General features: G+C 70.3%; 19 protein-coding genes. 15 read left to right on the forward strand and 4 right to left on the reverse strand.

Going from position 1 to position 23,891, the window contains the following annotated elements:
* The 12 genes from ACE3T5_RS15305 to ACE3T5_RS15360 all read left to right on the forward strand — a co-directional run.
* Positions 1-945 (forward strand): tripartite tricarboxylate transporter substrate binding protein (locus ACE3T5_RS15305; protein WP_374668936.1); only part of this gene is annotated, 945 nt, incomplete at its 5' end.
* On the forward strand, positions 945-1,451 hold the full coding sequence (locus tag ACE3T5_RS15310; protein WP_374668937.1) for a tripartite tricarboxylate transporter TctB family protein: 507 nt from the start codon (positions 945-947) through the stop codon (positions 1,449-1,451). The genes ACE3T5_RS15305 and ACE3T5_RS15310, both read left to right, overlap by 1 nt.
* Positions 1,452-1,467: 16 nt before the next feature.
* Positions 1,468-2,973 carry a tripartite tricarboxylate transporter permease gene (locus ACE3T5_RS15315; protein ID WP_374668938.1) on the forward strand — a complete coding sequence of 502 codons (1,506 nt, stop codon included), beginning with the start codon at positions 1,468-1,470 and terminating at the stop codon, positions 2,971-2,973.
* A gap of 60 nt (positions 2,974-3,033) precedes the next feature.
* Positions 3,034-4,515: a sigma-54 interaction domain-containing protein gene (locus ACE3T5_RS15320; protein WP_374668939.1), complete on the forward strand. Its 1,482-nt coding sequence runs from the start codon at positions 3,034-3,036 to the stop codon at positions 4,513-4,515.
* Positions 4,516-4,656: 141 nt separating this feature from the next.
* A complete protein-coding gene (locus ACE3T5_RS15325) occupies positions 4,657-5,853 on the forward strand; it encodes a substrate-binding domain-containing protein (RefSeq protein ID WP_374668940.1) in 1,197 nt (398 codons plus the stop codon).
* Between the two features lie 146 nt (positions 5,854-5,999).
* Positions 6,000-7,511: a hypothetical protein gene (locus ACE3T5_RS15330; protein WP_374668941.1), complete on the forward strand. Its 1,512-nt coding sequence runs from the start codon at positions 6,000-6,002 to the stop codon at positions 7,509-7,511.
* A gap of 17 nt (positions 7,512-7,528) precedes the next feature.
* A complete protein-coding gene (locus tag ACE3T5_RS15335) occupies positions 7,529-8,410 on the forward strand; it encodes an ABC transporter ATP-binding protein (RefSeq protein ID WP_374668942.1) in 882 nt (293 codons plus the stop codon).
* Positions 8,407-9,132 carry an ABC transporter ATP-binding protein gene (locus ACE3T5_RS15340; RefSeq protein WP_374668943.1) on the forward strand — a complete coding sequence of 242 codons (726 nt, stop codon included), beginning with the start codon at positions 8,407-8,409 and terminating at the stop codon, positions 9,130-9,132. The genes ACE3T5_RS15335 and ACE3T5_RS15340 overlap by 4 nt, the downstream gene beginning before the upstream one ends.
* On the forward strand, positions 9,129-10,112 hold the full coding sequence (locus tag ACE3T5_RS15345) for a branched-chain amino acid ABC transporter permease (RefSeq protein WP_374668944.1): 984 nt from the start codon (positions 9,129-9,131) through the stop codon (positions 10,110-10,112). Before ACE3T5_RS15340 ends, ACE3T5_RS15345 begins: the two co-directional genes overlap by 4 nt.
* Positions 10,113-10,125: 13 nt before the next feature.
* Entirely contained in the window at positions 10,126-11,235 is a 1,110-nt protein-coding gene (locus tag ACE3T5_RS15350; protein ID WP_374668945.1) for a branched-chain amino acid ABC transporter permease, read from the forward strand.
* A complete protein-coding gene (locus ACE3T5_RS15355; RefSeq protein ID WP_374668946.1) occupies positions 11,222-13,405 on the forward strand; it encodes a 3-hydroxybutyrate oligomer hydrolase family protein in 2,184 nt (727 codons plus the stop codon). Before ACE3T5_RS15350 ends, ACE3T5_RS15355 begins: the two co-directional genes overlap by 14 nt.
* 28 nt (positions 13,406-13,433) lie before the next feature.
* On the forward strand, positions 13,434-14,327 hold the full coding sequence (locus ACE3T5_RS15360; RefSeq protein ID WP_374668947.1) for an alpha/beta fold hydrolase: 894 nt from the start codon (positions 13,434-13,436) through the stop codon (positions 14,325-14,327).
* Positions 14,328-14,346: 19 nt separating this feature from the next.
* Here the strand turns inward: ACE3T5_RS15360 and hemH are convergent, their stop codons facing one another.
* Positions 14,347-15,450 carry a ferrochelatase gene (gene hemH, locus ACE3T5_RS15365; protein ID WP_374668948.1) on the reverse strand — a complete coding sequence of 368 codons (1,104 nt, stop codon included), beginning with the start codon at positions 15,448-15,450 and terminating at the stop codon, positions 14,347-14,349.
* A gap of 105 nt (positions 15,451-15,555) precedes the next feature.
* Here hemH and ACE3T5_RS15370 point away from each other — a divergent pair, with 105 nt between their 5' ends.
* Complete coding sequence (locus tag ACE3T5_RS15370; RefSeq protein WP_374668949.1) at positions 15,556-16,248, forward strand: HAD family hydrolase; 693 nt, start codon at positions 15,556-15,558, stop codon at positions 16,246-16,248.
* On the opposite strand, the gene hpnE is transcribed toward ACE3T5_RS15370, so the two are convergent.
* Genes hpnE through hpnC form a run of 3 tightly spaced genes read right to left on the reverse strand, consistent with a single transcriptional unit; the run spans position 16,220 to position 19,297 of the window.
* Positions 16,220-17,518 (reverse strand): hydroxysqualene dehydroxylase HpnE, encoded by a 1,299-nt coding sequence (gene hpnE, locus ACE3T5_RS15375; RefSeq protein ID WP_374668950.1) that lies wholly within the window; start codon positions 17,516-17,518, stop codon positions 16,220-16,222. The two genes, ACE3T5_RS15370 and hpnE, sit on opposite strands and share 29 nt — an antisense overlap.
* Before the next feature lie 55 nt (positions 17,519-17,573).
* Positions 17,574-18,419, reverse strand: coding sequence for a presqualene diphosphate synthase HpnD (gene hpnD / locus ACE3T5_RS15380; RefSeq protein ID WP_374668951.1), 846 nt, complete (start codon positions 18,417-18,419; stop codon positions 17,574-17,576).
* A complete protein-coding gene (gene hpnC / locus ACE3T5_RS15385) occupies positions 18,416-19,297 on the reverse strand; it encodes a squalene synthase HpnC (protein ID WP_374668955.1) in 882 nt (293 codons plus the stop codon). The genes hpnD and hpnC overlap by 4 nt, the downstream gene beginning before the upstream one ends.
* A gap of 121 nt (positions 19,298-19,418) precedes the next feature.
* On the opposite strand from hpnC, the gene ACE3T5_RS15390 reads away from it, so the two are divergent.
* Both ACE3T5_RS15390 and ACE3T5_RS15395 read left to right on the forward strand, forming a co-directional pair.
* Complete coding sequence (locus ACE3T5_RS15390; protein ID WP_374668953.1) at positions 19,419-20,600, forward strand: efflux RND transporter periplasmic adaptor subunit; 1,182 nt, start codon at positions 19,419-19,421, stop codon at positions 20,598-20,600.
* 7 nt (positions 20,601-20,607) lie between these two features.
* Entirely contained in the window at positions 20,608-23,775 is a 3,168-nt protein-coding gene (locus tag ACE3T5_RS15395) for an efflux RND transporter permease subunit (protein ID WP_374668954.1), read from the forward strand.
* Positions 23,776-23,891: the final 116 nt, after the last annotated feature.

A 23,891-nucleotide genomic window follows, 5' to 3' on the forward strand; every position in this document is an offset into this window, starting at 1 on the left:
TTCCTCCCGCCCCTGGCCGCCCTGGCGGCCACCGGTGCGCTGCCGCTGTCGGCCCATGCCGCGGCCAACCTGAAGATGCTGATCCCGGCCAACCCCGGCGGCGGCTGGGACACCACGGGCCGCGCGCTGGGCAAGGCCATCATGGACGCCAAGGCCGCCGACACGGTGCAGTACGAGAACAAGGGCGGCGCCGCCGGCATCATCGGCCTGGCGCAGTTCGTCAATGCCTCCAAGGGCGATCCCAACGCGCTGCTGATGATGGGCGCCGTCATGCTGGGCGGCATCATCACCGGCAAGCCGCCGGTGCAGCTGCAGCAGTGCACGCCCATCGCGCGCCTGACCAGCGAGTACAACGTGTTCGTGGTGCCGGCCGCCTCGCCACTGAAGACCATGAAGGACGTGGTGGACCAGCTCAAGAAGGACCCCGGCAGCGTCAAGTGGGGCGGCGGCTCGCGCGGCTCCACCGAGCACATCGCCGCGGCCATGCTGGCACGCAACGTCGGCGCCGACCCGAAGAAGGTGAACTACGTCGCCTTCCGTGGCGGCGGCGAGGCGGTGGCGGCCATCCTGGGCGGCAACGTCACGGTGGGCGGCAGCGGCTACAGCGAGTTCGCCGAGCACATCACCGCCGGCAAGATGCGCCCCATCGGCGTCACCTCCGAGAAGCGCCTGCCCGGCATCAACGTGCCCACGCTCAAGGAGCAGGGCTACGACGTCGTGCTGGGCAACTGGCGCGGCATCTACGGTGCCCCGGGCATCACGGCGGAGCAGCGCGCGGCCCTGACCGACGTCATCACCAAGGCCACCAGGCACAAGAGCTGGCAGGACGCGCTGGAGAAGAACGGCTGGACGCCCGCGCTGCTGACGGGCAAGGCCTTCGACGAGTTCGTGGACAATGAGTTCGCGGCCCTGCGCGCCACCATGCACCTGTCGGGCATGCTGTGATGCAGGCCGGCACGCCCGCGCTGCGCCATGGGCTCATCGGCGCCGGCGTGCTGGTGCTGGCAGGCTTGCTGGCGCTGGGTGCGCGCGACATCTCGTCGGAGGCGGGGTACTCGGGCGTCGGCCCGAACTTCCTGCCCTGGTTCGTGGCGGCCGTGCTGGCCGTGTGCGGCGCCTGGCTCGTGTGGGAGGCCGCCACCGGCGGCTTCCGCCAGATGGAGGAGCCCTCGGGCGCCGACCGTGGCGACTGGGTCGGCTTCGCCTGGGTGTCCGCCGGGCTGCTGGCCAATGCCTGGCTGATCACCCGCATCGGCTTCGTGCTGAGCTGCGCGCTGTGCTTCGTGCTGGCCGCCCGCGGGCTGCGCCTGTCCGAGGGCCGGCCGACGCACGCGCGGGCCACCGCCATGGACTGCTTCGTCGGCCTGGCCATCGCCGCGCCGGTGTACTGGATGTTCACCAAGCTGCTGGCGATCTCGCTGCCGGGGCTCACTGCCACCGGCTGGCTGTAGCAACAACAAGAGCGCCATGGACGTCTGGAACCAGCTTCTCGCGGGCTTCGCCACCGCGGCCACCCCCATCAACCTGATGTGGGCCTTCATCGGCTGCGTGGTCGGCACCGCCGTCGGCGTGCTGCCCGGCATCGGGCCGGCGGTGGCGGTGGCCATGCTGCTGCCCATCACGGTGAAGGTGGAGGCCACGGCCTCCATGATCTTCTTCGCCGGCATCTACTACGGGGCCATGTACGGCGGCTCCACCACCTCCATCCTGCTGAACACGCCGGGCGAGACCGGCACCATGGTGACGGCGATGGAGGGCAACAAGATGGCCAAGAGCGGCCGCGCGGGCGCGGCCCTGGCCACCTCCGCCATCGGCTCCTTCGTGGCCGGCTCCATCGCCACCGTGCTCGTCACGCTGTTCGCGCCCCTGGTGGCCGAGTTCGCGGTGCAGCTCGGCCCGCCGGAGTACTTCTGCCTGATGCTGCTGGCCTTCACCACCGTGAGCGCGGTGCTGGGCAAGAGCACGCTGCGCGGCATGGCGGCCCTGTTCACCGGGCTGGCCATCGGCCTGATCGGGCTGGACCAGATCTCCGGCCAGCCGCGCTACACCATGGGCGTGCCCGAGCTGCTGGACGGCATCGAGATCGTGCTGGTGGCCGTCGGCCTGTTCGCCGTCGGCGAGACGCTCTACAACGTGCTGTACGAAGGCCGGGTCGACGCGACGCAGAACCGCATGAGCTCGGTGCACATGACGAAGCTCGAATGGAAGCGCTCGTGGCCGGCCTGGCTGCGCGGCACGGCGATCGGCTTCCCCTTCGGCACCATCCCGGCCGGCGGCACCGAGATCCCCACCTTCCTCAGCTACGGCGTGGAGCGCAAGCTGTCGAAATACCCGGAGGAGTTCGGCCGCGAAGGCGCCATCGAGGGCGTCGCCGGCCCGGAGGCCGCCAACAACGCCGCGGTCACCGCCACGCTGGTGCCGCTGCTCACGCTGGGCATCCCCACCTCCACCACCGCCGCCATCCTGCTGGGCGCGTTCCAGAACTACGGCATCCAGCCGGGGCCGCAGCTCTTCACCAGCTCCGCGGCGCTGGTGTGGGCGCTGATCGCGTCGCTCTACATCGGCAACGTGATGCTGCTGGTGCTGAACCTGCCGATGGTGGGCCTGTGGGTGAAGCTGCTGAAGATCCCGCGGGCGCACCTGTACGCCGGCATCCTGATCTTCGCCACCGTGGGCGTCTATGGCATGCGCCAGAGCGCCTTCGACCTCGTGCTGCTGTATGCCGTGGGGCTGCTGGGCCTGCTGATGCGCCGCTTCGACTTCCCGGCCGCGCCGGTGATCGTGGGCATGATCCTCGGCCCCCTGGCAGAGGCGCAGCTGCGCAACGCCATGTCCATCGGCGAGGGCAGCTGGACGGTCTTCCTGCAGCGGCCGATGTCGGTGTTCCTGCTGCTCGTGGTGATCGCGGTGCTGGTGATGCCGCGTGCCGTGCGCTGGTGGAGCAGCCGCAGGCCGCCCGTGCAGGCCGGCTGAGCGGCAGCGCGCGGGTCGCGTCGGGTTCACCGGGGGCGCGAATCGGGCGAGAATGGCCCGATGACGCATGTGACCCCGCTGCCGCTGGACGGCGAGCGCATCCTGGAGCTCGCGGCACGCTCCATGTTCGACCTGTTCGCCAACGCGAGCGAGGGCATGCTGCTGGTGGACCGCAATGCGCGCGTGGTGTGGATCAACGACCAGTACCGCCGCTTCCTGCCGGCGCTCGGCTACGAGCGCGAGGAGGATTTCGTCGGCCACCCGGTCTCCACCGTGGTGCACAACACCCAGATGCACCGCGTGCTGGAGACCGGCAAGCCCATCCTGATCGACCTGCTGTCGAACCGGGCCGGCACCTTCGTCGTCAGCCGCATCCCGCTGCGCGACGAGGCCGGGCAGGTGATCGGCGTGCTCGGCATCGTGCTCTTCGACCACCCCGAGACGACGCTGCAGCCGCTGATCCACAAGTTCGCCGCCCTGCAGCGCGACCTGGACGACGCGCGGCGTGAGCTCGCGAGCCAGCGGCGCAGCAAGTACACGCTGGCCAGCTTCGTCGGCAGCAGCGCGCCCGCGGTGGAGGTGAAGCGCCAGGCGCGCCGCGCTGCCCTGTCGTCCAGCCCGGTGCTGCTGCTGGGGGAGACGGGCACGGGCAAGGAACTGCTGGCCCATGCGATCCACGCCGCGTCGTCGCGCTCCGCCGGGCCGTTCGTGAGCGTGAACATCGCCGCCGTGCCCGACACGCTGCTGGAGGCGGAGTTCTTCGGCGTGGCCCCGGGCGCTTTCACCGGCGCCGACCGCAAGGGCCGTGACGGCAAGTTCAAGCTGGCCGACGGCGGCACGCTGTTCCTGGACGAGATCGGCGACATGCCGCTGGTGCTGCAGCCCAAGCTGCTGCGGGCCCTGCAGGAGGGCGAGATCGAGCCGCTGGGCTCCAACAAGGTGATCCCGTTCGACGCCCGCGTGATCGCGGCCACCTCGCGCGACCTGGGTGCGCTGGTGCGCGAAGGCCGCTTCCGCGAAGACCTCTACTACCGCCTGAACGTGCTGCCGATCCGCGTGCCGCCGCTGCGCGAGCGGCGCGCGGACATCCCGGCGCTGGTGGAGGTGCTGGCCGAGGACATCGCCCTGCGCGGCGGCACGCCCGCCTTCGACCTCAGTTCCGACGCGCTCGCCATGCTCGCTGCGCAGACGTGGCGCGGCAACATCCGCGAACTGCGCAACGTGCTGGAGCAGGCGGCCATGCGCAGCGATTCCCAGCACGTGGAGGTGCATGACCTCGAGGAGGTGCTGCGCGAGGCGGGCATCGAGCGCCTGCCCTCGGCACCTGCGAGCCCCATGCGGGCCGGGGCCGCCGGCCCGGCCGATGCGGCAACCCTTCGCCCCCTGGCCGAGCAGGTGGCGGCCGTGGAGCGGCAGGCGATTGCGGCCGCCCTGGCGGCCACCGGCGGCAACAAGGTGGCGGCCGCACGGCTGCTCGGCATTTCCCGGGCCAAGCTCTACGAGCGGCTGGATGATCTGCCTGAGAATCAGACATATGTCTGAACATCAGACACCTCGAATTGTCTGATTATCAGTCACTTGATCCCACTTCGGGGATTTTCTCTCGTTAAATCAAGCACTTGCGCACTGGCACGGTGCGTGCAATGGAATCGACGTTCAGCAGTCCATCGAAGGAGACATCGCATGCAACGTCGGATCTGGGTCGCGGCCGCGGCCCTCGCAACCTCGGCGCTCGCCGCCCCCATGGCGGTCTGGGCGCAGGCCAAGGACATCAAGATCGCCCACGTCTACAGCCGCACCGGCCCCCTGGAGGCCTACGGCAAGCAGACCCAGACCGGTCTGATGATGGGCCTGGAGTACGCCACCAAGGGCACCATGACCGTCAATGGTCGCAAGATCACCGTCATCGAGAAGGATGACCAGGGCAAGCCCGACCTGGGCAAGTCGCTGCTGGCCACCGCCTACGCCGACGACAAGGTCGATCTCGCCATCGGCCCCACCTCCTCCGGCGTCGCGCTGGCGCTGCTGCCGGTGGCCGAGGAGTACAAGAAGATCCTGCTGGTGGAGCCGGCCGTGGCCGACTCCATCACCGGCGACAAGTGGAACAAGTACATCTTCCGCACCGGCCGCAACAGCTCGCAGGACGCCATCTCCAACGCCGTCGCGCTGGACAAGCCGGGCACGGTGATCGCCACGCTCGCGCAGGACTACGCGTTCGGCCGTGACGGCGTGAAGGCCTTCAAGGAGGCGGTGAAGACGGCCAAGATCGTCCATGAGGAATACCTGCCCGCCAACACCACCGACTTCACCGCCGGTGCGCAGCGCCTGATCGACAAGCTCAAGGACCAGCCGGGCCGCAAGGTCATCTGGATCGTGTGGGCCGGCGCCGGCAACCCGTTCAAGATCGCCGACCTCGACCTCAAGCGCTACGGTATCGAGATCGCCACCGGCGGCAACATCCTGCCCGCGATGGTGGCCTACAACCAGTTCCCGGGCATGGAGGGCGCCAGCTACTACTACTTCGGCTTCTCCAAGAACGAGGCCAACCTGTGGCTGGTGACGAACCACTACACCCGCTTCAAGTCGCCGCCTGACTTCTTCACCGCGGGCGGCTTCGCGGCGGCGATGGCCGTGGTCGAGGCGCTGAAGAAGACCAAGGCCGACACCAACACCGACAAGCTGATCACGGCCATGGAAGGCATGACCTTCGAGACGCCCAAGGGCCCGATGACCTTCCGCAAGGAAGACCACCAGGCCATGCAGTCGATGTACCACTTCCGCGTGGCCCCGGGCGCCAAGCCCGGCACCATGGCCGATCTCCACCTGGTGAAGGAGATCAAGGCGAGCGAGATGAACGTGCCGATCCGCAACAAGCGATAGGCCGGTTTGGACGGGCGGGGTGCCGGCGTGCCCCGCCCGTTCCTTCAGGGGCGGCCGCCCCTCTTTTTGATCCGTTGTTCAGAGCAGATCCCCGGGCACACGGGGCGGGGCAGTCGTTCGCCCCAGACACACACAGGAGACACTCGATGACGTTCAAGATGCTTCGCCTCATCCCGGCCCTGGCGGCCCTTGCAGCCGGCTCCGCCCTCGCGGCGGGCAACCTCGGCGCCTACAACGTGGACACCAGCAAGACCACCGTGTCGGGCCTGTCCTCCGGCGGCTTCATGGCCAACCAGCTGGGCATTGCCTACTCGTCCACCTTCAAGGGCGTGGGCGTGTTCGCGGCCGGCCCCTACATGTGCGCCGGGCTCAACAACTACACCGCCTGCATGTACAACGCGAGCATCAGCAGCGCGCAGCTCACGTCCATGCAGAACAGCCTGAACAGCTACAGCGCGAGCGGTGCCATCGACAACAAGTCGAACATCGCCGGCCAGCAGGTCTACCTGTTCATTGGCACCAGCGACTACACCGTGGGCCAGAACCCGGTGACGGCGCTGAAGACGCAATACACCAACAACGGCGTGCCCGCCGCCAACCTGCAGCACGTGGTGCGCAGCGGCGCCTCGCACACCTTCCCGACCGACTTCGACAGCACGGGCAACAACAGCTGCGGCAGCGCGGCCTCACCCTACATCAGCAACTGCAGCTATGACGGCGCCAAGGCGGTGCTGCAGCAGTTCTACGGCACGCTCAATGCGCGCAACAACGCGCCGGCGGCCGGCAACTACATCGAGTTCAACCAGGCCGAGTTCACCAGCAACCCCGGCATGGCCACCAACGGCTGGGTCTACGTGCCCGCCAACTGCGCCAGCGGCGCGCAGTGCAAGGTGCACGTGGCCCTGCACGGCTGCCAGCAGAGCACGGACAAGATCGGCGACAAGTTCGTGAAGAACACGGGCTATACCCGCTGGGCGGACACCAACAGCATCATCGTGCTGTTCCCGCAGACCAAGGTGGACAACACGAGCCGGCAGACGGCGGCCAGCGGCTCGCTCGCCAACCCGAACGCCTGCTGGGACTGGATCGGCTGGTATGGCGGCAACTTCGCGCAGAAGGCCGGCATGCAGATGGCCGCGATCAAGGCCATGGTCGATCGCATCTCCTCCGGCAGCGGCTCCGGCGGTGGTGGCGGCGGCGGCGGTGGTGGTGGCACGACGCTGCCCGCGCCCACCGGCGTGGCGACCTCGGGCGCGACGACGACCACGATGGCCATCACCTGGGGCGCGGTCTCCGGGGCGGCCAGCTACAACGTGTTCCGCAACGGCAACAAGGTGAACGCCACTGGCGTGACCGGCACCAGCTACACCGACACCGGCCTCGCGGCGGCGACCACCTACACCTGGACGGTCGCCGGCGTGGATGGCGCGGGCGTGCAGGGCGCGGTCTCCAGCGGCGCGACCGGCACCACCACCGGCGCGCCGGTGACGTGCACCACCGCCACCAACTACGCGCATGTGACCGCCGGCCGCGCCACCACCACCGGCGGCTACACCTATGCCAAGGGCTCCAACCAGAACATGGGGCTCTACAACGTCTTCATCACCACCACGCTGAAGCAGACGAGTCCCGGCTACTACGTGATCGGGACCTGCTGACCTTCGACCAGGAGACCATGAGCCAGCTTGCCACCCAGGGCCTGACGGTGCGCTTCGGCGGCCACGTCGCGGTCAATGCCGTCACCTGCTCGTTCGAGCCGGGGACGTTGACCGCGATCGTGGGCCCGAACGGCGCCGGCAAGACGACCTACTTCAACCTCATCTCCGGGCAGCTCAAGGCGACGAGCGGGACCGTGACGCTGGGCGGGCGCGACCTGTCCGGCGCCTCGGCCTCGCAGCGCACGCGGGCCGGCCTGGGGCGCGCTTTCCAGCTCACCAACCTGTTCCCGCGCCTGACGGTGCTGGAGAACGTGCGCCTGGCCGTGCAGGCCACGCGCGAGGGGGAGCATCGCCGCGGCCTGAACCTCTGGAGCGTGTGGAGCGACCACCGCGCGCTGAACGAGCGGGCCGACGAGATCCTGGAGGCGGTGGCGATGAAGGACAAGGAGGACGAGCTGGTGGCCAACCTGCCGCATGGCGACCAGCGCAAGCTGGAGGTGGCGCTGCTGATGGCGCTGGAGCCGCAGGTCTTCATGTTCGACGAGCCCACGGCGGGCATGAACCACGCCGAGGCGCCCGTCATCCTGAATCTCATCCGCCGGCTGAAGGCGGACAAGAGCAAGACCATCCTGCTGGTCGAACACAAGATGGACGTCGTGAGGGAACTCGCCGACCGCATCATCGTGCTGCACAACGGCACGCTGGTGGCGGACGGCGAGCCGGCGGAGGTGATCGCTTCGCCGGTGGTGCAGGAAGCTTACCTTGGCGTGGCCGCCGGTGGCGGCGACGCCAAGGACGCTTTGGCGCAGGATGGGGCTCCCCCCCCTCCCGGCCTCCCCCCTCAAGGGGGGAGGGGGAACAGCCAGGGTGCAGCAGGTCGGGCAGGGGGGCAGCCATGAGCGGGGATCTGCTGACGCTGGAAGGGGTGCACACGCACATCGGGGCATACCACATCCTGCACGGGGTGGATCTGCACGTGCCGCGCGGGCAGCTCACGATGCTGCTGGGGCGCAACGGCGCGGGCAAGACGACGACGCTGCGCACGATCATGGGCCTGTGGCGGGCCTCGCAGGGGCGCGTCACCTTCAACGGGCAGGACATCACGCAGCAGCCCACGCCGCAGATCGCGGGGCTGGGCATCGCCTACGTGCCCGAGAACATGGGCATCTTCGCCGACCTCACGGTGAAGGAGAACATGGTGCTGGCCGCGCGTTCGGCCAAGACGGCCGCGCAGATCGACGGCGAACGGCTGCAATGGATCTTCAGGCTCTTCCCCGCGGTGGAGAAGTTCTGGAACCACCCGGCCGGCAAGCTTTCGGGCGGGCAGAAGCAGATGCTGGCGGTGTCGCGCGCGATCATCGAGCCGCGTGAACTGCTGATCGTGGACGAGCCCAGCAAGGGCCTGGCGCCGGCCATCATCAACAACATGATCGATGCGTTCGCGCAGCTCAAGAAGAGCGGCGTGACCATCCTGCTGGTGGAGCAGAACATCAGCTTCGCCAAGCGCCTGGGCGACACCGTGGCCGTGATGGACGACGGCCGCGTGGTGCATGCCGGAGCCATGCGCGAGCTGGCCGAAGACGAGGAACTGCAGCGCGAGCTGCTGGGGTTGGCGCTATGAACGCCCTGAAGGATTTCGACTGGACGCCGCTGGTGCTGGTGCCGGCGCTGGCCGCCATCGCGCTGCCGCTGGTGGGCTCGGGCTCCACCTGGCTCACGCTCACCGTCGCCGGCCTGGCGATGGGCATGATCATCTTCATCATCGCCTCGGGCCTGACGCTGGTGTTCGGCCTGATGGACGTGCTGAACTTCGGCCACGGCGTGTTCATCGCGCTCGGTGCCTTCATCGCCACCAGCGTGCTGGGCGCGATGGGCGACTACACCGGCTCCTCCAGCCTGTGGGTCAACCTGCTCGCGGTGCTGCCCGCGATGGTGGTGGCGATGCTGGTGGCCGGTGCCATCGGCCTGGCGTTCGAGCGCTTCATCGTGCGGCCGGTGTACGGCAATCACCTGAAGCAGATCCTCATCACCATGGGCGGCATGATCATCGGCGAGGAGCTGATCAAGGTCATCTGGGGCCCGCTGCAGATCCCGCTGCCGCTGCCCGAGGGCATGCGCGGCTCGGTGCTGCTGGGGGATGCCGCGGTGGAGAAGTACCGCCTGATCGCGGTGGTGATCGGCCTGCTGGTGTTCGGCGTGCTGCTGTGGACGCTCACCCGCACCAAGATCGGCCTGCTGATCCGCGCCGGCGTGCAGGACCGCGAGATGGTGGAGTCGCTGGGCTACCGCATCAAGACCCTGTTCATCGGCGTCTTCGTCGTCGGCAGCGCACTGGCCGGGCTGGGTGGCGTGATGTGGGGCCTGTACCAGCAGAACGTGATCCCGCAGATGGGCGCGCAGGTGAACGTGCTGATCTTCATCGTGCTCATCATCGGCGGCCTGGGCTCCACCACCGGGGCCCTGGTGGGCGCGCTGCTGGTGGGGCTGATGGCCAACTACACCGGCTTCCTGCTGCCCAAGGCGGCGCTGTTCTCCAACATCGCGCTCATGATGGCCATCCTGCTGTGGCGGCCGCAGGGCGTGTATGCCCTGAGCAAGTGAGAAGGGCCTGACCATGCTGTCCCGCATCCTCTCCAACGACCTGCCGCGCAGCCGCGTGCTGGCGGCCATCCTGGTCGCGCTGTTCCTGGCGCTCGCGCTCACGCCCTTCCTCATCCCCGGCGTGAAGGCGCTCAACGTGGCGGCCAAGGTGCTGGTGTTCATCGTGCTGGTCGCGAGCTTCGACCTGCTGCTGGGCTACACCGGCATCGTGAGCTTCGCGCACACCATGTTCTTCGGCATCGGTGCCTACGGCATCGCCATCGCCTCCACGCGCATGGGTCCCGGCTGGGGCGCGCTCGCGGTGGGCCTCGCGGTGGCCCTGGTGCTGTCCTTCCTGCTGGCGCTGGCCATCGGCCTGTTCTCGCTGCGCGTGCGGGCGATCTTCTTCTCGATGATCACGCTGGCCTTCGCGGCGGCGTTCCAGACGCTGGCCTCGCAGCTGTCGGAGGTGACGGGCGGCGAGGACGGCCTCACCTTCAAGATGCCCGAGCTGCTGTCGCCCGCCTTCCAGCTGATGGAGGAGCCGCTGTTCGGCGTCAGCCTCGACGGCCGGCTGATCTGCTACTACCTGCTGTTCGCCGTCACGGTGCTGCTGTTCCTGGCGATGCTGCGCATCGTGAACTCGCCCTTCGGCCGCGTGCTGCAGGCGATCCGCGAGAACGAGTTCCGCGCCGAGGCGATCGGCTATCGCGTGGTGGTCTATCGCACCATCTCCAGCATCCTGTCGGCGCTGTTCGCCACCGTGGCCGGTGCCATGCTCGCGATCTGGCTGCGCTACAACGGCCCCGACACCACGCTGTCGTTCGAGATCATGCTCGACGTCCTGCTGATCGTGGTGATCGGCGGCATGGGCACGATCTACGGCGCGGCCATCGGCTCGGGCCTGTTCGTGGTGGCCCAGAGCTATCTGCAGGATCTGCTGAAGCTCGCGAGCGAGGCGGTCGCTGGCGTGCCCGGCCTGGCCGCGCTGCTGTCGCCGGACCGCTGGCTCCTCTGGCTGGGCCTGCTGTTCGTGCTGTCCGTCTACTACTTCCCCACCGGCGTGGTCGGTCGGTTGCGCAGCCTGCGCATGCCGTCGGCCCGTGATCGTCGTCCATCAGGAGACCTCGTTGAAAACCAGTAGCCGCAAGAGCGCCGCGCGCGCCCTTCCCGTCCTCGCCCTTGGCGCCGTGCTCGGCGGCTGTGGTGGCAGTGACACCGCCGTCAACGAACTGCCGGCGGGCGTGACCCCGCACGGCATGACCGTCTACCCGGCGACCACGGTCGCGGGCGGCGCCACCGCGGACAAGCAGGACCTGCTGACCGGTGGCATCGGCAAGACGGGCCTCGGCGCGGCCGCCGCGCCGACCTATGCCGACCCAGCGAACCCGACCGCCGCCGAACTGCGCCGCAACGCGCTCTACTCCAACTACCGCGGCATCCTGGATCCGTCGGCCGCCGGCGGCTACGGCACGCTGTACGGCCCCAACGTCACGGCCTCCGGCCAGGTCACCACCGCCGAGGGCCTGATCCCTGGCCGCGAATACCTGGCCTCGCTGGACGATGGCTCCGGCCGCAAGCGCGTGGTGATGGCGGTGCAGGTGCCCGACAGCTTCGACCCGGCCAACCCCTGCGTCGTGGTCGGCCCTTCGTCCGGCTCGCGCGGCGTCTACGGCGCCATCGGCACGGCCGGGGAGTGGGGCCTCAAGCGCGGCTGCGCGGTCGCCCTCACCGACGCCGGCAAGGGCGTGGGCCTGCATGACCTGGGCGACGACACCGTCAACAAGGTGGACGGCACGCGCGCCACGCGCACGGCCGCTGGCGCCCTGGCGCAGTTCGCCGCCAACATCACCGAGGCGGCGCGCGCGGCGTACGTGGCGGCGTTTCCGAACCGGCTGGCCATCAAGCACGCCCACTCGCAGCAGAATCCCGAGAAGGACTGGGGCACCGACACCCTCGCGGCCGCGCGCTATGCGCTGTACGTGCTGAACGACCGCTACGGCACGCCGGAGAACCCGGTGCGCTTCGACGCGGGCAACACGCTCGTGATCGCGGGCTCGGCCTCCAACGGTGGTGCCGCGGTGCTGCGCGCGGCCGAGGCCGACACCAGTGGCCTGATCGACGGCGTGGTGGCTTCCGAGCCGGTGACGCAGATGCCCACCAGCAGCGGCTACGGCATCCAGGTCGGCGGCACGCCCGCGGCGGGCTACGGCAAGACGCTGGCCGACTTCGTGACCTACGGCAACCTGTACCAGCCGTGCGCCGCGCTGGCGGCGGACGCGGCGATGTCCGAGGTCTCCACCTTCAACTACATCTCGGTGGCCGGCATGACGGCCCGTGCCACGGCGCGCTGCGCCGGCCTCGCGGCCAAGGGCCTGCTGACCGGCTCGACCGTGGCCGAGCAGTCGGCCAACGCGCTGGCCCGCCTGCGCGCTTTCGGCTGGACGGCCGAGCATGACCGCATGCACAGCGCCCATTGGGGCCTGGGCAACGGCCCCATCCTCGCGGCGATGTATCCGGTGGCCTATGGGCGCCTGTCGGTGCTGGACAACGTGTGCAGCACCAGCTTCGCGGCCGTCGACGCCACCGGCAACCCCGTGGCCGCGAATGCCGTGGTCAAGGCGCAGAGCTTCGCGCTCGCCAACGGCACGGCCAACGGCGTGCCTGCGACACCGGTCTATGACAACTCGGTCGGCGGTGCGAAGTCGTGGGCATTGGCGGTGTCCCCCTCCACCGGCGTCGCTGACTTCGGCCTGGACAACGCGCTCTGCCAGCGGGCGCTGGTCACTGGCGCCGACCCGGTCTCGGGCGCGGCCCTCACGGCGACGTCGGTCCCCACCAAGGCGCAGAGCGATGCGGTGAAGGCCGGCATCGCGGAGGTCACGGTCACCGGCAATCTGCGCGGCAAGCCGACGATCATCGTGCACGGCCGCAGTGATGCGCTCGTGCCGGTGAACAACAACTCCCGCGCCTACACCGCGTTCAACCGCGTGACCGAGGGCGCGGGCACGAAGCTGCGCTACATCGAGGTGACGAACGCGCAGCACTTCGACACCTTCCTGCCGTTCGGCGGGTTCGATACGCGCTTCGTCCCGCTGCACCCCTACTTCAACCAGGCCATGGACCTGATGTGGGCGCACCTCAAGTCCGGCGCGGCGCTGCCGCCCAGCCAGCTGGTGCGGACCACGCCCCGTGGTGGCTCGCCGCTGGCCGCGCCGGCCCTCACGGCGGCGCAGGTCCCGCCGATCAGCGCCACGCCGGCAGCGGCCGACCAGATCGGCTTCAACGGCACCGCGCTGGCGGTGCCGCAGTAAGGGGCCCGGCCCCGTCCAGGAGATGGCCATGTCCTTCAGTTCCCGCTACGTGACCTGCGCGGGCCGCGAGATCCACTTCACCGAGTGGGGGGCCGGCAACCCCCGCACCGTGATCGCCTGGCACGGCCTGGCGCGCACCGGCCGTGACATGGATGAACTGGCGCAGTGGCTCAGCGCCTCCGGCTGGCGCGTCATCTGCCCGGACACGCTCGGCCGCGGCTTCAGCCAGTGGAGCCCGGACCCGGTGAACGAGTACACGCTGGCGTTCTACGCCCGCCTCGCGGCGGACCTGATGGATCAGCTGGGCATCGACCAGACGCACTGGGTGGGCACGTCGATGGGTGGCGCCATCGGCACGGTCTGTGCGGCGGGGCTGGCCGAGCCCGGCCTGAAGGACCGCATCCTGAGCCTGGTGCTCAACGACAACGCGCCGCGGCTGGCCGATGCCGCCGTGGCCCGCATCAGGGCCTATGCGGGCAGCCCGCCCGCCTTCGCGACGATGGCGGAGCTGGAGGCCTTCTTCCGGCAGGTCTACAAGCCCTACGGCTGGCTGAGCGATGCGCAGTGGCGGCGGCTCACCGAGACGTCCACCCGCCGGTTGCCCGACGGGCGCGTCACGCCGCACTACGACCCGCAGATGGTGCGTCAGTTCACCGACCATCCCGACGACTACCTGATCTGGACGCACTACGACCAGCTGCGCATTCCGGTGCTGGTGCTGCGCGGCGCCGAGTCCGACCTGGTGCTCAAGGACGTCACCGACGAGATGCTCACGCGCGGCCCCGGCGCCCTGGGGCTGACCCAGGTGGTCGAAATCGCCGGGTGCGGCCACGCGCCCGCGCTGAACGTGCCCGACCAGCTGGAGCTGGTGAGCAGCTTCCTCGCGCGGCACGACCGCCGCGAGGTCCTGGCCGCCGCCTGAGCCTGGGGCGCTGCGGCCCTCAGGCCGCCGCCCCGCGGGCGAGCGCGCGTTCCTTCTGCGCCGCGAGCGCTGCCGGGTCGGTCGCCTCCTGCGTGGGCCAGCCGGCCAGATGCCGCTGTGCGATGCCGCCCAGGGCCGCGATCCACTCAGGCTCGTCGTTCAGGCAGGGGATGTAGCGGAACTGCTGGCCGCCTGCCGCCAGGAAGGCATCGCGGCCCTCCTGCGCGATCTCCTCCAGCGTTTCCAGGCAGTCGCTCGTGAAGCCGGGGCACACCACGTCGACCCGCCCGACGCCCCGTTGCGCCAGGGCCTGCAGCGTCGGCTCGGTATAGGGTTCCAGCCACTTGGCCTTGCCGAAGCGCGACTGGAAGGTGACGGTGAAGCGGTCGGGGGCGAGGCCCAGCCACTCGCCCAGCAGGCGGGCCGTCTTGAGGCACTCGCAGTGATAGGGGTCGCCCAGGTACAGCGTGCGCTCGGGCACGCCATGGAAGCTCATCACCAGGTGATCCGGCTCGCCTTCCGCGTGCCAGGTGCGCCGCACGCGGTGCGCCAGTGCCTGCAGGTAGCCGCGGTCGTCGTGGTAGCGGTTGACGAAGCGGACCTCGGGCACGTGGCGCTGCTGGCCCATCCAGGCCGTGATCGCGTCGATGACGCTGGCGGTGGTGGTGCCTGAATATTGCGGGTAGGCCGGCAGCACCAGGATGCGCGTGGCGCCGCCGTCGCGCAGCTCGTCCAGCACATCGGCGATGGCCGGGGCGCCATAGCGCATGGCCCAGGCCACGCGCACGCGGTGACCGTGCTCGCCCAGCCAGCCCTGCAGGCGCTTCGCCTGCCGCTCGGTCCACACCTTCAGCGGCGAGCCCTCGGGCGTCCAGATGGTGGCGTACTTGGCGGCCGACTTGGCGGAGCGCAGCGGCAGGATCACCCCGTACAGCAGTGGCAGCCACACGGCGCGCGGGATCTCCACCACGCGCGGGTCCCGCAGGAACTCTGCCAGGTAGCGCCGCACGTCGCGCGGGGTCGGCGCGTCGGGCGTGCCGAGGTTGCACAGCAGCACGGCGGTGACCGGTGGTCGGCCGTGGGCGTACGGGGAGGAGGGGGAAGACGGGGAGGGCGCGGCCATGCGGTATTCTCACCGGGATGGCAGGCCCCCCTGATCGGCGAATGGTTCACGCGCAGTCCCGTGGATGGAATGGCGCGCGTCCGGGGCCGCGCGGCAGGCGCTGAGATGCTCGACGTCTCGCGCATCCAGGCCATTTCCATCGACCTCGACGACACGTTGTGGCCGATCTGGCCGACCATCGAGCGGGCCGAGCGCGCCCTGCACGACTGGATGGCCGTGCACGCGCCCATGGCGGCGGCCCTGTTCGCCAGCCCGGGGGCGCTGCGGGAGATCCGCGACCACATGGCGCACTCGCGTCCCGAGCTCAAGCACGACCTGAGTGCGCTGCGCCGCGAGTCCATCCGCCTGGCCCTGTATCGCGCCGGAGAGAACCCGCTCCTGGCCGAGGCCGCGTTCGAGGTGTTCTTCGCCGAGCGTCAGCGCGTCACGCTGTTCGACGACGCCTTGCCCGCGCTGGAGTTCCTGGCCGCCCGCTACCCGATGGTGAGCCTGTCCAACGGCAATGCGGATGTCGGTCGCGTCGGGCTGGGCGGCTTTTTCCGCGCGAGCATCAGCGCGCGGGCTTTCGGCGTCGGCAAGCCGGATCCGCGCATCTTCCACGCCGCGGCGGGCGCCGTGGACACCTTGCCTGACCACGTGCTACACATCGGCGACGACGCCACGCTCGACGGCCTGGGCGGGCTGAATGCCGGCATGCAGGTGGCTTGGGTCAACCGGGCTGACGCGTTGTGGCCCCACGAACTGGAGCCCCACGTCACGGTGGCCACCCTCACCGAGCTGGTGGAACTCCTGCGCTGATGCGCGCGGCCACGTCGAGGCCGCTGCGCACCGCGCCTTCCAGCGTGGCGGGGTAGGGGCCTTCCACATAGTCGCCGCAGGCCCACAGGCCGGGTGAGATGGCCGTGCCGGGGCGCTGCAGGCCCGGCAGGCAGGCGAACGTGGCGCGTTTCTCTACCACCGTGCGCAGCAGCTTCACCGGCCAGCCGAGGTGCGCGGCCTGCGCCACCACCTGCGCCTCGACGGTCTCGCGTTCCCGGCCGCTCGCGCTGACCACGAAGGCGAGCAGGCCCGCCGGACCGCCCAGCTGGCCCCGATCGAAGGCGAACTGGGCGGGCGCCTGTGGCGTGTGGCGCAAGGCCAGCATCGGCGCCGGCAGGCTGTGGGCCGCCTGGGCGTAGACGGTGGCGATGGCCTCGAAGTCCAGGCCCTGGGCCTGCGCGCGCCAGGCACTGGCCCCTGCGCCCGCGGTGTCGGTCAGCCGGGCGGCCTCCCAGGGCGGGCAGGCCAGCACCACGTGGTCGAACGGCAGGCCATCCAGCAGCCAGCGGCGTTCCGACGGCACCAGGGTGGCGACACGGTGGCCGGTGACCACCTCCGCGCCGTGCCGGCGCAGCCACGCCAGCGCGGCCTCGGGCAGCAACTGGCCGAGGGGCACGCGCGGCAGCAGCAGGTTCGACGCACCCCAGTCACCCCAGCCCCGGCCGAACAGCGAGTCGCGCAGCACGCGCAGGAAGACGGTGCCACTGGCGCGATCGGCCGGCGTGTTCAGGGCTGCCACGCACAGGGGGTCGATCAGGTCGGCGCGCACGCGCGGGGCGAGGCGGGCACACAGGTCGGCCACCGTGGCGCCTGCGTCGCAGCGGAACCCGCGCAGCTGCCAGAGCGCCGCATGCCGCAGCAGCGAGGCCCGGTCGCCCAGGCCCCAGCCGGGCGCGCGCAGCATCCCGGCCAGGGCATCCCAGGGCGCGGGCCAGTCCGGCAGCACGAGGCCGGCGCCGTCGGGGTAGCGCACGGCGAGCGGCAGGCGAAGCAGGGCATCGGCGGGCGCCACGCCCACGCGCCGCATCAGGTCGAGCGTTTCCGAATACGCGCCGATGAGGATGTGCTGCCCGTTGTCCAGCACCAGCGGCTGGCCGTCCGGTCCGTCGACCGTGACGCTGCGGGCGCGACCGCCGGCCACGCGCGCGCTCTCGAACACCCGCACCCGCGCGCCGGCATCCACGCAGGCCACAGCCGCGGCGATGCCGGCCCAGCCTGCGCCAACGACCGCGATGCGGGGTCCCGTCATGGGACAACCCTCCGCGCTGCGCGCTGCGGGATTCGCCTTGGGGCGGCCCGGCGGCTCATGTCGCCACGCGGCCCAGCGCCTGCACCTTCCACGCCAGCCACAGCTTGCGCAGCGGGGTGAGGCTGATGCGCTGGTTCAGCACGCGGAACTGCTCGTGCTCGATCTCGCGCAGCAGCGTGCGGTAGATGCTGGCCATCATCAGGCCGGGCTTCTGGGCCCGGTAGTCGACGGCCGGCAGCAGGGCGAGCGCCTCGTCATAGAGGGCATGCGCGCGCTGCGCCTGGAAGCGCATCAGGGCCACGAAGCGGTCCGAGTACTGCCGTTGCAGGATCTCGTGCGCCTTCACGTCGTGCTGCTGCAGCTCGCTCACCGGCAGGTAGATGCGGCCGCGCAGGGCGTCCTCGCCGACGTCGCGGATGATGTTGGTGAGCTGGAAGGCCAGTCCGAGCTTGTGCGCATAGCGGGTGGTGGCCTCGTCGGTCTGGCCGAAGATGCGCGCGGAGACCTCGCCCACCACGCCGGCCACCAGATGGCAGTAGCGCTGCAGGGCGGCGAAGTCGAGGTAGCGGGTCTGGTCGAGGTCCATCTCGCAGCCGCTGATCACCGACTGCAGCTGCTCGGCCTGCAACCCGAAGGCGCGGGCACCGGGCATCAGCGCCTGCATCACCGGGTGGCTGGGCTGCCCCTCGAAGGCGCGGGCCACCTCGGTGTGCCACCAGGCCAGCTTGGTGCGTGCGATCGCCGGGTCGGTGACCTCGTCCACCACGTCGTCGACTTCGCGGCAGAACGCATAGAAGGCCGTGATGGCAGCGCGGCGAGGGGGTGGCAGGAAGAGGAAGGCGTAGTAGAAGCTGCTCCCGGATGCGGCCGCCTTCTCCTGCACATACTGTTCGGGCGTCATGCGGGCGATTGTCCCATCCGCAGCGCACGCCACAGCAGCAGCGGGGCGTCGGCGGCGCCCACGGTGGGCCGCGCCTGCATCGCCTGGTACTGCAGGGCGTCGATCTTGTCGAGGATGCGCAGCCCGCCCTGCACGACGAGACGCAGCTCCCAGCCGGCGCGACCCGGCACGCGATGCACGAGCGGCGCGCCCGCCAGCATCCGCTCTCGCGCCCACTCGCACAGCTCGCGGACCAGGGCGGGCGCGGCCGGATGCGCGGCCCAGGTGGCGGGGGCGGCGGCATCGATGCCGTGCCGCCGGCAGTCCGCGGCGGGCAGGTAGTAGCGGCCGCGCGGCACGTCGCGGCTCAGGTCCTGCCAGAAGTTGATGAGCTGCAGGGCGCTGCAGATGGCGTCGCTCTCGGCCAGCGCCGCCGGCGCATCGACGCCGTAAAGGTGCAGCAGCAGCCGCCCGACCGGGTTGGCGGAGCGCCGGCAGTAGTCCAGCAGCTCGGCGCGGTCGGCGTAGCCCGCGGCGTCGCGCGTCTTCCGCACGTCCTGGCAGAAGGCGTCGAGCAGGTCCTCCAGCATCGTGGGCGGCAGGCGGAAGTCGCGCAGGGCCGCGGCCAGCGGCAGGAACACGCCCCGCCAGCGGTCACCGGGCGCCTGACCGGCGACACAGGCCCGCAGCTCGTCGCGATAGGCGGCGAGGTCGGCCAGGCGCCGGTCAGCCGGCGCATCGCCCTCGTCGGCGATGTCGTCGGCCGTGCGCGCGAACCAGTAGATCGCGGCGATCGGCGGCCGCAGGCGCGGCGGGCACAGCCAGGAGGCGACCGGGAAGTTCTCGTAGTGGGTCACCGGCGCATGCCGGCCGTCGGTCGTCGGAGTCACGCGCCGGATTGTCGCTTGACAGCCCGGGGGCGGATCCAATAGATTACTAACCAGTCAGTCATTAGTGGCCGAGGCTCGCCCAATGGGTCTCTTCTTGCCAAATCGAGTTCTTTTTTCTGATTGGTGCTCCATGCCAGCTGCACAATCCTGCCGCCTGCTCCAGATCGCAGGCCTTGTCGTCTCGGTCGCCGTGCTGGCGGCCTGTTCCCGCTCCGAGCCGCCGCCGGATCCGGTGCGGGCGGTGAAGGTGATGACCATCGCGCCGACGGCCTTCCAGTCCGGCCATGAATTTTCCGGCGAAGTGCGGCCCCGCGTGGAGTCGCGCCTGGGGTTCCGCGTGGCCGGCAAGATCGTGCGCCGCCAGGCCGAGCTGGGCCAGCGCGTGCAGGCCGGCCAGGTGCTGGCCCAGCTCGACGCGCAGGACTATCGCCTGGCTGCCGACGCAGCGCGCGCGCAGGTGGCCGCCGCGCAGACGAACCGCGATCTGGCGGCGGCGGACTACCGGCGCTTCCAGACGCTGCGCGACCAGAACTTCATCAGCGGCGCGGAGCTGGAGCGGCGCGAGACGGCGCTCAAGGCCGCGCAGGCGCAGCTCGAGCAGGCGCAGGCCCAGCTCGCGGCGCAGGGCAACCAGACTGGCTACACCGAACTCGTGGCCGATGTCTCGGGCGTCGTCACGGGCGTCGAGGCCGAGCCGGGCCAGGTGGTGGCCGCCGGCGCGCCCGTGGTGCGCATCGCGCAGGACGGCCCGCGCGACGTGGTGTTCGCCGTGCCGGAAGACCGCGTCGCTGCTGTCCGGGTGGGCAGCGAGGTGACGGTGCGGCCCTGGGCGGCCGAGACCACGCTGACCGGCCGCGTGCGTGAGGTGGCGGCCAGTGCCGATCCCGTCACGCGCACCTATGCCGTCAAGGTCGGCCTGGAATCGCCGACGCCGCCGCCGCTGGGCGCCACCGTCACGGTGGTGCCGCAGGCGCTGAGCCTCGCGGGCACGCCGGTCATCAAGATCCCCACCAGCGCGCTGCGCCAGCAGGGCCAGGGCTCCGCGGTCTGGGTGCTGGACACGGCCACCATGACCGTGCGGTCGCAGCCGGTGGAGGTGGCCACGGCGGATGGCAACGACGCCGTGGTGTCCGCCGGCCTGCAGCCGGGCATGCGCATCGTGTCGGCGGGCGTGCACGTGCTCTCGGCCGGCCAGAAGGTGACGATCTGGCAGGACCGCGGCGCGGCGCTGCCGGCCACCGCCGGCTCACAGCCGGCGCAGGCCGCGGCGGGCACGGCCCAGGCCGCCACCCTTCCCGCCACCACGCGCTGAGGCGGCCATGAGCGAGCAACCGAAAAGCGGCCAGCCGGCGCGCGAGCGCTTCAACCTCTCGCGCTGGGCGCTGGAGCACCCCGCGCTCACCCGCTACCTGATGGTGGTGCTGATGGTCCTGGGCGTGGCCGCGTACTTCCAGCTCGGCCAGGACGAGGATCCGCCGTTCACCTTCCGCGCGATGGTCGTGCGCACGTACTGGCCCGGCGCCACCGCGCAGCAGGTGGCCGAGCAGGTCACCGACAAGCTCGAGCGCACCTTGCAGGAGGCGCCGTACGCCGACATCATCCGCAGCTACTCCAAGCCGGGCGAGTCGCAGATCATCCTGCAGATCAAGGATTCGTCGAAGCCGGCGGAGGTGGCCAACGTCTGGTACAGCGTGCGCAAGAAGGTGGGCGACATGCGCCACACGCTGCCGGGCGGCGTGCAGGGGCCGTTCTTCAACGACGAGTTCGGCGATGTCTTCGGTGTCATCTACGCGGTGGAGGCGGATCCCGGCTTCAACTACGCGGAGCTGAAGCGCTTTGCCGACGACGCGCGCCAGCAGCTGCTGCGCGTGCCGGACGTCGCGAAGGTGGAGCTGTTCGGCGTGCAGGACGAGAAGATCTTCGTCGAGATCTCGCAGAAGCGCCTGGCCCAGCTCGGGCTGGACATGAACCAGGTGCTGGCGCAGCTGGGCCAGCAGAACGCGGTGGAGTCGGCCGGTGCCGTGCAGACCCCGCGCGACGTGGTGCAGGTGCGCGTGGGCGGCCAGTTCCAGGCCATCGAGGACCTGCAGGCCATGCCGATCCGCGGCGCCTCGGGCAACCAGCTCCGGCTGGGGGACCTGGCCGAGATCCGTCGCGGCTTTGTCGACCCGCCGCAGGTGAAGGTGCGCCACCAGGGCAAGGAAGTCATTGCCCTGGGCGTCTCCATGGCCAAGGGCGGCGACATCATCCGCCTGGGCAAGTCGTTGCGCACGGCCGTCGGCCGCATCGACGACGGCCTGCCCGCGGGCGTGCGGCTGGTGCAGATCCAGGACCAGCCGCGCGCCGTGGCGACCTCGGTGAACGAGTTCGTGCGCGTGCTGATCGAGGCGGTGGTGATCGTGCTGGCGGTCAGCTTCATCAGCCTGGGCCTGCACAAGCGGCAGGCCGCCGCGGGCCTGCCGCTGTGGCGGCGCTACTACGTGGACATGCGCCCTGGCCTGGTGGTGGGCATCACCATCCCGCTGGTGCTGGCGGTGACCTTCCTGGCCATGCAGTACTGGGAGATCGGCCTGCACAAGATCTCGCTCGGCTCGCTCATCATCGCGCTCGGCCTGCTGGTGGACGACGCGATCATCGCGGTGGAGATGATGGTGCGCAAGATGGAGGAGGGCTACGACAAGGTGCGCGCGGCCACCTTCGCCTACGAGGTGACGGCCATGCCCATGCTGACTGGCACGCTGATCACCGCCGCCGGCTTCCTGCCGATCGGTCTGGCCAAGTCCACGGTGGGCGAGTACACCTTCGCCATCTTCGCCGTGACCTGCGTGGCCCTGGTGCTGAGCTGGCTGGTGTCCGTCTACTTCGTGCCCTACCTGGGCACCGTGCTGCTGAAGGCGAAGCCGGTCGCGGCCGAGCACCACGAGCACTTCGACACGCCGTTCTACCGCGGCTTCCGCGCGGCGGTGGACTGGTGCGTGGCACACCGCTGGATCACCATCGGCGCCACCATGCTCACCTTCGCGCTGGGCATCGTGGGCATGGGCCGGGTGCAGCAGCAGTTCTTCCCCGATTCCAGCCGGCCGGAGATCCTGGTGGCGCTGTGGTCGCCCGAGGGCACCTCGTTCACCGCCAACGAGGACGTCGCGCGCCGCGTCGAGCAGCGCCTCATGAAGGAGGCCGGCGTCACCAGCGTCAGCACCTGGGTCGGCTCCGGCGTGCCGCGCTTCTACCTGCCGCTGGACCAGGTGTTCCCGCAGACCAACGTGTCCCAGCTCATCGTGCAGCCGCAGGACCTGCGCACGCGCGAGGCACTGCGCGTGCGCCTGCCCGCGCTGCTGGCGCAGGAGTTCCCCGAGGTGCGTGGCCGCGTCACCCTGCTGCCCAACGGCCCGCCGGTGCCCTACCCGGTGATGTTCCGCGTGCTCGGGCCCGATCCGGTGCAGCTGCGGGGCTTCGCCGACACCGTGAAGGAGGCGATGCGCGCCAGCCCGAACACGCGCGGCGTGAACGACAACTGGAACGAGGCGGTCAAGGTGCTGCGGCTGGAGGTGGACCAGGCCAAGGCGCGCGCGCTGGGCGTGACCAGCCAGTCGATCGCGCAGGCGAGCCGCACCATCCTGGCCGGCATGCCGGTGGGCCAGTTCCGCGAGGGCGACAAGCTGATCGACATCGTGCTGCGCCAGCCGGCCGACGAGCGCAACGCGATCACGGACATCGCCAACGCGTACCTGCCGACGGCCAGCGGCCGCTCGATCCCGCTCACGCAGATCGCCAAGCCGGTGTTCACCTGGGAGCCGGGCGTGATGTGGCGCGAGGGGCGCGACTATGCCATCACGGTGCAGGCCGACATCGCCGAGGGCCTGCAGGGCGCCACGGTCACGAACCAGCTGCTGCCGGCGCTGCGCGAGCTGGAGCGCAAATGGCCCCAGGGCTACCGCATCCAGGTGGCCGGCGCGGTGGAGGAGAGCGGCAAGGGCTCGTCGTCGATCGCGGTCGGGGTGCCGGTGATGCTGTTCATCACCTTCACCCTGCTGATGCTGCAACTGCAGAGCTTCAGCCGTGCCATGCTGGTGTTCCTGACTGGCCCGCTGGGCATCGCCGGCGTGGCGGGCGCGCTGCTGGTGCTCAATCGGCCGTTCGGCTTCGTGGCGCTGCTGGGCGTGATCGCGCTCATGGGCATGATCCAGCGCAACTCGGTCATCCTGATCGACCAGATCGAGCAGGACCGCGCGCGCGGCGTGCCGGCCTGGAACGCCATCGTCGAGTCGGCCGTGCGGCGCCTGCGCCCCATCGTGCTGACGGCCGCGGCGGCGGTGCTGGCCATGATCCCGTTGTCGCGATCGGTCTTCTGGGGGCCGATGGCGGTGGCCATCATGGGCGGCCTCATCGTCGCCACCGTGCTGACGCTGCTGGCACTGCCGGCCATGTATGCGGCCTGGTTCCGGGTGAAGCGGCCCGAGGCGGGGGCGCCTGCGGCTTTCGCATAAAATGACGGGTTGACCGGATTCGAGCGGGCGGCTCCTCGTGGCCGCCCGCTTTCCCTTTCAGTGACCGGCGCGGGTGGCGAAATTGGTAGACGCACCAGGTTTAGGTCCTGACGCCA

This window comes from Ramlibacter sp., from assembly GCF_041916345.1.
Lineage (GTDB): Bacteria > Pseudomonadota > Gammaproteobacteria > Burkholderiales > Burkholderiaceae_C > Ramlibacter.